This window comes from Mesorhizobium sp. M7A.F.Ca.CA.002.15.2.1 (genome assembly GCF_003998715.1).
In the GTDB taxonomy this organism is placed as follows: domain Bacteria; phylum Pseudomonadota; class Alphaproteobacteria; order Rhizobiales; family Rhizobiaceae; genus Mesorhizobium; species Mesorhizobium ciceri.
This window is the reverse complement of sequence record NZ_RZPI01000130.1, coordinates 1-10,097: the sequence shown is the minus strand read 5'-3', so window position 1 is coordinate 10,097 and position 10,097 is coordinate 1. Positions and strand designations below refer to the sequence as shown.

The window sequence follows — 10,097 nt, the reverse complement described above, 5'->3', positions numbered from 1 at the left end:
CGGCAGATCGCCGAGCGTTTCATCGATCTCGTCGGCCTTGGCGACTTCGCCGACGCGCTGCCGAAGACGCTTTCGGGCGGCATGAAGCAGCGTTGCGCGATCGCCCGGGCCTATGCGGTCGATCCCTCGATCCTTTTGATGGACGAGCCCTTCGGGGCGCTCGACGCACTGACCCGCGTGCAGCTCCAGGACCAGTTGCTCGACACCTGGAGCCGGGAGCGGCGCACCGTGATGTTCATCACCCACGATGTCGACGAGGCGGTCTACCTCGCCAACCGCGTCATCGTCATGGCGGCGCGGCCCGGCAGGCTGCAGGAGATCATCGACGTCGGCCTGCCTTACCCAAGAACCGAGGAAATCCGGCTTTCGGCGGAGTTCATGAGCATCCGCAACCGCGTCTGGCAAGCCGTTTACCACCAGTAACAGTGACAGGAGGAGAGTATGGTGACACTGACAAGACGTAACCTCATCGCATCATCGGCGGCACTTGCCGCGTTCGCTGCCTCTGGCATCCGTGCCGGAGCGGCGGGAACGGCGGCACGCATCGGCTACAACGGCGATTTCTGGGGCGCCAGCGTGGCCGGCGTCGCGGCCGACCAGGGCTTCTATGCCAAGCACGGCGTCGATGCCAATATCAAGGTCTTCACCAACGGCCCCATCCAGGTCCAGGCGCTTGGCGCCAACAGCCTGGAATTCGGCTATCTCGGACCGGGCGCGCTGTGGCTGCCGGCGAGCGGCAAGGCCAAGATCATCGCCGTCAACGATGTCGGCTTCTCGGACCGGGTGATCGCCCAAGCCGGCATCACGTCCATCGCCGGCCTCAAGGGCAAGAAGGTCGCGATCGCGGCCGGCACCTCGGGCGACATGCTGTTGCGGCTGGCGCTGCGCAAGGCCGGTATGGCGATGACCGACCTCGACATCGTGCAGATGGACCCGAGCACCATCGTGGCGGCCTTCGCCTCCAAGCAGGTCGACGCGGCCGGCATCTGGTATCCGTTCGTCGGCATCATCCAGAAGAGCGTTCCCGATCTGGTGGAGCTGGCCAAGAACGACGACTTCTATCCGCAGACCACATTTCCGAGCGTCTTCATTGCCCGCAACGATTTGGTCGAGGGCAATCCCGATCTCGTCCGCAACGTGGTGCGCGCCATCAAGGACGCGCAGGATTTTCGTGCCGCCAACCAGGACAAGGCGATCGAGATCACCTCCAAGCTGCTCGGCATTCCTGCCGACCAGCTGAAGACGGAAGCCGGTTATGGCCGTTTCATGACCTCGGCCGAACTGATCAAGCTAACCAAGGACGGCACCGTGAACGGCTGGTTCTCGACGATGAACGACCTGTTCAAGACCTTTGGCAAGCTCGAGACCTCGCTCGATCCCAAGGACTATTATCTGGGCGATCAATACATTTCGGCCTGACGGCCTTCTTGAAATCGCCCCTTGCAAACCGCAAGCCCCGGCAGCGAACCGGGGCCTGTTTCCTGACAATCACAGCAGCGACGAGCCATCCATGAACGTTCTCTATATCGACATCGACAGCCTCAGGCGCGACCACCTCGGCTGCTACGGCTATCATCGCAACACCTCTCCCGTCATCGACAGCCTTGCCGGCGAGGGCATCCGCTTCGAGAACGTCTATGTGTCCGATGTGCCTTGCCATCCGTCGCGCACGGCGCTGTGGAGCGGCCGCCACGGAATGCGGACCGGCGTGGTCGGCCATGGCGGCACCGCCTGCGAGCCGTTCCGCGAAGGCGCCGAGCGAGCCTGGGCCGGCACCTTCTACGAGGAAGGCTGGATGCGGGCGCTGCGCGATCTCGGCTACCACACCACGACCATCAGCAGTTTTGGCGAACGGCATGGCTGCTGGCATTGGTATGCCGGCTTCAACGAGATCATCAATCCCGGCAAGGCCGGCATGGAGAACGCCGACGAGGTTTCGGGCCTGGCGATCGACTGGCTGAAGCGCAATGGCTCGGCAAAAAAGTGGTTCCTGCATGTCAATGTCTGGGACCCGCACACGCCCTATCGCGCGCCGGACGCTTTCGGCGACCCCTTCGCCGACCAGCCGCTTCCCGACTGGATGACCAGGGCGGTATTCGAGAAGAGCCATGCTGGCTACGGCCCGCACAGCCCGCAGGAACCCTCGGGCTTCGACGTCGAGCCGGGCGGATCGAAATACCGGCGCATGCCGTCGCCGATCAGCGGCATGGACACCGTCAAGGCCTGGTTCGACGGCTACGACACCGGCGTGCTCTATGCCGATTATCATGTCGGTCTCATCGTCGAGGAGTTGAAGCGGCAAGGCCTGTTCGACGACACGATCATCGTCATCGGCGCCGATCATGGCGAAAACCTCGGCGAGCTCAACGTCTGGGGTGATCATCAGACGGCCGACGAATTCACCTGCAACGTGCCGCTGGTCATCCGCTGGCCCGGCGCCGAGGACATGCGCGGCGTCAATGGCGGCCTTCACTATCATTTCGACTGGGCCGCCACGCTGATCGACCGGCTCGGCGGCAACGTTCCGGCGCTTTGGGACGGGCGCTCCTTTGCACCGGCGCTTGCCGCGAAGGAGGAAGGTGGCCGCGATTTCCTGGTGCTGAGCCAGGGTGCGTGGGCGGTACAGCGCGGCGTGCGGTTCCGGCTCGGCGGGGCCGACTGGCTGATGCTGCGCACCTATCATGACGGCTACAAGGATTTCGGCCCGGTCAGCCTGTTCAATCTGAGTGAGGATCCGCATGAGCAGCATGATCTCTCAGGCTCCCGAAGCGATGTGGTCGATCATGCCAGCCGGCTGCTCGAGGACTGGCGCAGCGCCATGGCCATCCGCAGCGACAGCGATGTCGACCCGCTGGTGACGGTGATCCGGGAAGGCGGGCCGTTCCATTGCCTTGGCGAGTTGCCGGCCTATCTCGAAAGACTGCGCCGGACCGGCCGCACCGATGCGGCAGCGGCCCTCGAGCAGCGCCACCCGGCACCGCCGCCACGGCGCAAATCCCTGAACTGACCGGCCGGCGGCACTTGGCCGTGCCCTAGCAGCCAGTTGCCGCTGCCTCACGACAGGCCGGCCGGTTCGCCCTATCTCCATGCCGCCGGTCGGGTTTGGACCCGGCGATATGGAGGATGGGATCACGTGACACCGACGCCGATTGCCCGTCGCGAAGCGGCGCCCTTGCCTGTCGCAGCACTGATGGGCGCCATGGTGTCGATCCAGATCGGCGCCACCTTCGCCAAAGGCCTGTTCCCGCAGATCGGCGCGCAAGGGACGACGACGCTCAGGCTGGTCATCGGTGCGCTGATGCTGATCGCGGTGCTGCGGCCCTGGCAGATGCGGCCCTCGCGTGCCACCATGCCGTGGCTGGTCGCTTATGGAGTGACGCTCGCCGCCCTCAACCTCCTGTTCTACGCAGCGCTGGCCAGGATTCCGCTCGGCATCGCGGTGGCGCTGGAGTTTACCGGCCCGCTTCTGGTGGCGACCTTGACTTCGCGGCGCGCCAGCGACTTTGCCTGGATCGCGCTGGCGGTGGCCGGCATCCTGCTGTTGTCGCCCTTCGTTCGTTCCCTCGCGCCGCTTGATCCGATCGGGGTGATGCTGGCGCTGGCGGCCGGCGGCTTCTGGGCGCTCTACATCGTGCTGGCCCAGAAGGCCGGCGCGGAGCTTGGCACCCGCACCACCGCCTACGGCATGGCCATCGCCGCCGTGCTGGTGCTGCCCTTCGGTGTCGCCCAGGCGGGATCCGCGCTGCTGGCCCCGTCGATCCTGGTCAGCGCGCTGCTCGTCGGCCTGTTTTCCAGCGCATTGCCGTTCTTCCTGGAGATGGTGGCGCTGACCCGCATGCCGGCGCGCATCTACGGCACGCTGACCTGCCTGGAGCCTGGGCTTGGTGCACTGGCCGGCTTCCTGTTCCTGCATGAAAGCCTGACCGCGACGCAACTGGCCGGGATCGCTGCCGTTGTTGTCGCCGCCTTCGGCACGGCGCTGACATCACGGCCGCCGGTTCCATCGCCGGAGTAGGGGAACGATTCGTCGGCACTGGGTATTTTCGAGTAATCCGAAATTCAGCCAGCCAGATCCGCGAAATCAGGCCAATCCTTGTTCAGGACGGCACTGAAATTGTCGCCTGGCGCACAAGTATTTCCGGCTCTGGACAGACCGTGATCTGGTCCAATACGGTGCGTGTCGAAGTGAAGACGCGATTGTAGAAAAGGCCGGTCGTCCCTTGCAAAAGAACGTCTTCTCATCGGCGGATCTGCCGCCGCATCTGGATCATCGCGCACGCTTCGCGCTCTGGCAGGACGTCCATGTCGCCGAGATATGGTCGGTCGAATACACGATTTCGGAAAGACTGTCGTTCGAAGCCGCGATCGAAGCCACCGCTGTCGGGTCGCTGGTGCTTGGACAGATGGCCGGGACGATACGTCATGCCAGCCGCAAGGCGGGCAATATCGCCGCCGACGGTCGCGACGGCTATCTGCTGCTGGTCAACAATGGCGATACGGTGCTCAGCGGCACGCAGATTGGCCGCGATTATCACGTCGGCAAAGGCGAGGCCGCCCTGGTCTCGGCTTCGGAAGCGTTGCAGATGACCGGCGGCGACAGCAATGTCTGGGCCAATGTGGTGCTTCCCCGTGCCGTGCTGGAAAATGCCTTCGCTCATATAGAGGATCGGCTGGCGTTGACCGTCGGCGCCGACAATGAGGCGCTCGGCATGCTCAAGCGCTATTGCAGCTTCCTGGAAGCAGGCCCGGCCCTGGTCTCGCCCGACCTCATCGGCCACGCCACCGAAACCATCGTCGACCTGATCGGCCTGGCGACCGGCGCCAAGGGCGAAGCGGCCGAACTGGCGGGCCTGCGCGGTCTGCGCGCGGCAAGGCTGCAGGCCATACTGCAGAAGATGCGGGACAATTTCGCCGATCCCGCCATTTCGGCGCAGGGCGTTGCCGGGCAATTGCGGCTCTCGGTCCGCTATGTCCATGACCTGCTGCAGGAAACCGGGGTGAGCTTTGCCGAGCGCATTCTCGAACTGCGCTTGCAGAGGGCGCATCGGATGCTGTCCGACAGGCGCAACGACCGCATGCGGATCAGCGAGATCGCGCTGCTCAGCGGTTTTTCCGACGTGTCCTATTTCAACCGCTGCTTCCGCCGCCGCTTCGGCTCGACGCCGGGCAGCGCCAGATAGTTTCCGACAGCCACCGAATGCACGGCGCGCCGATCGACTGAGGCTGAAAAGCCACACCGACCGGGAAAGCGCCGTGGTGCTTTCCCCGACAATTCGGGTGCGGCCCAGCCCAAGACGCGGCCGGCGGACAATGCAACACCGGATTTCTCGACAACAGCTGGATCTCCGCAGCTCATTTGTGCGGCGGGGAAGCAACATGGGGCGGCAGACAACAATGAAAATTCTTCTTCTCGCAACGGCCTTCATTCTCGCGCCGCTCGGTGTGGCGTGTGCGGCTGATATCAATGAGGTTTCGCCTGTTGCATCCGGCTACGACTGGTCCGGACTCTATGCCGGCGTCGACATCGGCTACGCGGCCGGAAAATCCAATCTGTTCATCGCCGGCGGCGGACTGGGCGGGGCCACCGATCTCAACGTTGGCGTCGATCCGAACGGATTTATCGGCGGCGTCCATATCGGCGCGAATTACCAGATGGAGAACAGCTTCGTGATCGGCGCCGAGGCCGACATTGCGTATGGCAACATAGATGGGCTGACGGCCCTCGACGCCGGCGGCGGCGGCGTCACCACGTTGCTCAAGAGCGAACTCAAATGGTCCGGGTCGGCGCGGCTGCGGGCCGGCTATGCTTTCGATCGGACCTTGCCCTACATCACTGCAGGCGTCGCTGCGGCCAAGTATGAGCTTATTGCGGTCAGCGCCGGTGGCCCTGCCGCCGAAGTAACGCTCCACAGCGACAGCCATGTCGGCTGGACGGTTGGCGCCGGCATCGAGCACGCCTTCACCGACAGGTGGATCGCTCGAGCTGAGTATCGCTACTCGGACTTCGGCAGCCAGGACCTCTCGGTGGCCGCCGGCCTGCCCACGGAAACCCATGTCGACCTCCAGACACAGGATATCCGGGTCGGGCTCAGCTACAAGTTCTGATCCGCTGAAGCTGCTGATCTCCCCCTTGAGGGGGGGTGAGGAGTGGTCCGCGCAGCGGACGGAAAGCCAATCGCTTGGCTTTCCGAACGACGAACGCCTGGAACGGAAGCGAAGGGCCGGGTCCGGCAGGCCAGAGGGGGCGGTCCGGCTGGGCTCGGCCTGCTGTTGCGGATGACGTTGGCGCTTTACGCGCGGCGACCCCTCTGTCGTCTCCGTGGCGCTTTGTTCTTGATCTCACGGTTAGTGGCACGCGAATAGGCGTCGAGCGGAGCCGCAGGGTCAGCGCCGGGCGAGGGGGGGACGGCACAGACATCGGCGATCCTTGATGCTTGTCCATGAAATCCGCGAAGTCCAGAAGGATGCGGGCCGCGGGGCTCATGAACCGGGCAAGTTCCTTATTGTTTGTCTTGTCGTAGATAGACCCTGCCGAGGAAGGCCGGCTCGCCGGAGCGCCGGCCGCCCAATGAGCCTGCCACCAGCACGACAAGCGTCAGCAAGTACGGCAAAGTCATCATGAGATAGACAGGAACGTCGGCGCCTATGGCTTGTAGTCTAGGCACAAGCGCATCCGCGCTTCCGAAAAGAAGCGCACCCCAGAGAGCTCGAGCCGCGTTCCAGCGCGAAAAGATGACGAGCGCAACGGCAATCCAGCCGCGCGACGCGACCATTCCCTCCACCCAGACATGACTTGTGGCGACTGAGAGATAGGCTCCGGCGAGACCACAAAACAGCCCGGACGCCAGGACAGCCCCGAACTGAACCAGTTGCACGTCGATACCCGCGACATCCGCGGCGGCCGGGTTTTCCCCGACGGACCTCAACCTGAGGCCATGTCGGCTTTTGGAAAGCCACCACCAGAGCGCGCCGACCAGGATCGGCAGCGCCAGCGTAACCGGGTCCTGCACCGCGAAAATGCGGCCGAATGCCGAACCGCGGTCTATCCCGAAGAGGTCGCCAAGTGTGGAAATGCCAGAAAAGGTCTTCTGCACGTAGGGTCGCCCCACGACCCCGGTGATGCCCAGTCCGATTGCGACGACGGCTAGGCCGGCGAGCGTATGATTGGCGCGCAAGGCGACTGTCGATATTCCAAACAGCAGAGCGAGAGCCATCGCGGCCGCTGAGCCGGCGGCAAGACCAACCCAAGGATCGGCTCCGGAAAGCACCGTCATCGCGCCGGTCATGGCACTGATCGCCATGAGCCCTTCCGCTCCAAGATTGAGAACGCCGGCTCTTTCGCAGATAATGAGGCCGAGGCTCGCCAGCAGCAACGGTGCCGCATAGCTCGGAATGATGGCAATCCAGCCGATCAGAAAATCCATGCAACTGTCCCTTCCTAGTTCTTGGGCCGTTTGAGCGAATAGGAGCTGAAGAACTGCGCCATCAAAATCGACATCAGTACCGCGCCTTGCATCAGCACGATCATCGCTTCGGAGATCGAATAGAAAACCTTCAGGACATTCCCGGCGGTGAACACCGCGCCGAGCGCGAAAGAGATCACGACCACCCACAATGGCTTCGCGCGGGCCAGGTAGGCGATCACGATCGCGCTGAAGAGATAGCCGTTGCCGACGGACTGGTTGAGGCGGTGCTCCGTCCCCGCCACGATCATCATGCCGGCAACGCCTGAGAGAGCGCCGGAGAGCAGCACGAGCCCCACGGCTATGCTGAGCACCGGCAGGCCCGTGGCGAGCGCGGCCTTGGCGTTGAAACCTACAGCATCCGCGTAGAAGCCGACCCGGCTGTGTTCCATGACGAACCAGATGGACAATGCGATAACGGCGACCAGGAAGATTCCGGCATGCAACTGCCCCCATCCCAGAACGAGAAACCAGCTCGCCTCGGGAAAGGTGGCGGTCACGGGAAAGCTGTTGGAAGGGTCTCTCCAGACCCCGAACAGAAGATGCTGCACGAGCAGAAACGCGACGCTTCCCAGCAGCAGGGTCGAAATAACCTCGTTAACGCCCCACTTGAGTTTCAGAAAAAGCGGAATCGCAATCCAGGCGGCTCCCGCAAGCGCCGCCAGAACGAACATCGTCGGCAACCTCAGCACTTCAGGCCCGCTGCCGTTCAGCGCCACCCAGGTTGACGCGATCGCGCCGAGCCATAGCTGGCCCTCCACGCCGATGTTCCAAAACCGCACACGCATGGCAACGCCGGAGGCGAGGCCGACTAGCACCAACGGTAAAGCGGCCGTCGCCGTCTGGGAGAGGCCGTCCGAGGTCAGAAAAGTTGCAATCAGGAACTCATCCACAAGAGCGCTTGCCGGCACGCCCGCATGCACGAGCAGCACCGCCGAAACCGTCAGCCCGACCAACAGTCCGCCAACATAACTGAGACTGGTCAACAAGAAGCCGGGATTTTGCCTGCGAACAAGGAAAGCTGTGTCAAGCATGGCCTGCTAAAAGGCCTCCTATCCATTCAGGCGTGACGTCGCCGGTCTGACGGCAGCCGGCGATCCTTCCTCTGTTCATGACGGCCACCCGATGGGACAGGGACATGACCTCCTGGAGATCCTCGCTGATCAGAAGGCAAGCCGCGCCGGCTTCCACAGCTCTGCGGATCGCCGATCGGACGAACTCGGCCGCTTTCATGTCCAGCCCGCGAGAAGGGGAATGCGCTATGAGAACCTTCAGGCCGTGATCGAGCTCCCGCGCGAGCAACACTTTCTGCGCGTTTCCTCCCGAGAGCAAAGAGGCCGGCCGTTCCGGCGTCGCGCCGCGGATATCGAACGCATCGATGGCCTCGGCGGCCTTCTCGCGCATCGCCCGCCGGCTCAGGAGAAACGGGCCGCCGAAGCTACCGCTGGCGACGGTCGTGAGCGCGAGATTGTCGGCAATGGAAAGCTCCCGGATCAACCCGCTGTCAAAGCGGTCGGAGGGGATGACGCGCAAGCCGGCCTCGCGGCGCTGGTCTGGCTTGGCGGTGGATATGTCCTGGCCATCCAGTACGATCGCGCCGGCGCCGGCACGGTCGAGTCCGAGAAGGCAGGCAACGAGTTCCTCCTGCCCGTTCCCGCCGACGCCGGCGATGCCAAGGATTTCGCCTACATGCAGCTCGAACCCGAGATCGTTCAGGCTTTGCCCGTGAGCGGTCGCCCGTGCGGAAAGCCTTTCCACGCTCAGACACACATCACCCGGCCGAGATAACGGCCTGCCCGCAACCGTCAAGGCATCGCCGACCATCAACCGCGCCACCTCCGCTTCGGTGACGTTCGCAACCCGCGCACCCTCAAGTACGGTCTCGCCGTGCCGCATGACCGTTACCCGGTCGCAGAAAGCGGCAACCTCCCGGAACTTGTGCGTGATCAGAACCACGGCGTGACCTTGCCTCGACAATCGTTGGGCAAAAGAGAGGAGCGTGCGCGCTTCCTCGTCGGTCAGCACCGCCGTCGGTTCGTCCATGACCAGAATTCGGGCGCCCAGAAGCATGACCTTGATGATCTCGGCGCGCTGGCGTTCGGCGATCGAAAGATTCGCTACCAGCTTGTGCGGATCGACGGGCAGGCCGATCTCGCTCGACTTGGCGGAAACGATCGCCGCCGCATCGGTCAGCGTTTTCACAGCAGCCTTGCGGCCGAAGCCGAGGAGAACATTTTCGGCAACCGTAAAACTCTCGACCAGCCGGAAATGCTGATGGACCATGCCGAGACCGGCGGCGGCGGCTTCCAGCGGGCTGCGCAAACTGATCGCTTCGCCGTCGATCGATTGGTCGCCCCCGTCTGCTACATAGACGCCGGCCGCCACGTTCATCAAAGTGGACTTGCCTGCACCGTTCTCACCGACAATGGCATGCACCTCCCCCCATTCGAGACAGAAGGACGCATCGCGGAGCGCGGCTTTGCCGTCAAACGACTTGCCTATGCCGCGCATCAACAGAGCCGCCGGCGTGCCCAGCGGTCGTCGCATGTCGCCCGCTTGCTGAAGCGCCGTCGTCATTACTTCGCCGGCATGGTGCCGATGACACCGTCGACGAAATAGTCCATCGACCAGAGC

At 63.7% G+C, this 10,097-nt stretch carries 9 protein-coding genes; 6 read left to right on the top strand and 3 right to left on the bottom strand.

Features of this window, described 5'->3' with window-relative positions; translation table 11 throughout:
- The 6 genes from ENZ74_RS10415 to ENZ74_RS10390 form a co-directional block, all read left to right on the top strand.
- The coding region (locus ENZ74_RS10415) for an ABC transporter ATP-binding protein (RefSeq protein ID WP_164760992.1) at positions 1-423 on the top strand (423 nt) is incomplete at its 5' end.
- Positions 424-441: 18 nt separating this feature from the next.
- Positions 442-1,419 carry an aliphatic sulfonate ABC transporter substrate-binding protein gene (locus ENZ74_RS10410; RefSeq protein ID WP_063168596.1) on the top strand — a complete coding sequence of 326 codons (978 nt, stop codon included), beginning with the start codon at positions 442-444 and terminating at the stop codon, positions 1,417-1,419.
- A gap of 91 nt (positions 1,420-1,510) precedes the next feature.
- The gene (locus ENZ74_RS10405) at positions 1,511-3,007 is read left to right on the top strand and encodes a sulfatase (protein WP_063168595.1); all 1,497 of its coding nucleotides are present in this window, start codon (positions 1,511-1,513) and stop codon (positions 3,005-3,007) included.
- A gap of 126 nt (positions 3,008-3,133) precedes the next feature.
- A complete protein-coding gene (locus tag ENZ74_RS10400) occupies positions 3,134-4,015 on the top strand; it encodes a DMT family transporter (protein WP_063168594.1) in 882 nt (293 codons plus the stop codon).
- Between the two features lie 205 nt (positions 4,016-4,220).
- Entirely contained in the window at positions 4,221-5,180 is a 960-nt protein-coding gene (locus tag ENZ74_RS10395) for an AraC family transcriptional regulator (protein ID WP_063168593.1), read from the top strand.
- Positions 5,181-5,394: 214 nt separating this feature from the next.
- Entirely contained in the window at positions 5,395-6,105 is a 711-nt protein-coding gene (locus ENZ74_RS10390; RefSeq protein ID WP_063168592.1) for an outer membrane protein, read from the top strand.
- 395 nt (positions 6,106-6,500) lie between these two features.
- Here ENZ74_RS10390 and ENZ74_RS10385 read toward each other — a convergent pair whose 3' ends face one another.
- From ENZ74_RS10385 to ENZ74_RS10375, 3 genes are all read right to left on the bottom strand, one after another.
- A complete protein-coding gene (locus ENZ74_RS10385; protein ID WP_063168591.1) occupies positions 6,501-7,424 on the bottom strand; it encodes an ABC transporter permease in 924 nt (307 codons plus the stop codon).
- Between the two features lie 14 nt (positions 7,425-7,438).
- Positions 7,439-8,497 (bottom strand): ABC transporter permease, encoded by a 1,059-nt coding sequence (locus ENZ74_RS10380; RefSeq protein WP_013530695.1) that lies wholly within the window; start codon positions 8,495-8,497, stop codon positions 7,439-7,441.
- Positions 8,490-10,097 (bottom strand): ABC transporter ATP-binding protein (locus tag ENZ74_RS10375; protein ID WP_206522272.1); only part of this gene is annotated, 1,608 nt, incomplete at its 5' end. The genes ENZ74_RS10380 and ENZ74_RS10375, both read right to left, overlap by 8 nt.

What these genes read in the sequence shown, in the direction of transcription:
- ENZ74_RS10405 (WP_063168595.1), top strand. Translation starts at nt 1,511, where the DNA reads ATGAACGTTCTCTATATCGACATCGACAGCCTCAGGCGCGACCACCTC.
- ENZ74_RS10385 (WP_063168591.1), bottom strand. Translation starts at nt 7,424, where the DNA reads ATGGATTTTCTGATCGGCTGGATTGCCATCATTCCGAGCTATGCGGCA.
- ENZ74_RS10410 (WP_063168596.1), top strand. Translation starts at nt 442, where the DNA reads ATGGTGACACTGACAAGACGTAACCTCATCGCATCATCGGCGGCACTT.
- ENZ74_RS10380 (WP_013530695.1), bottom strand. Translation starts at nt 8,497, where the DNA reads ATGCTTGACACAGCTTTCCTTGTTCGCAGGCAAAATCCCGGCTTCTTG.
- ENZ74_RS10390 (WP_063168592.1), top strand. Translation starts at nt 5,395, where the DNA reads ATGAAAATTCTTCTTCTCGCAACGGCCTTCATTCTCGCGCCGCTCGGT.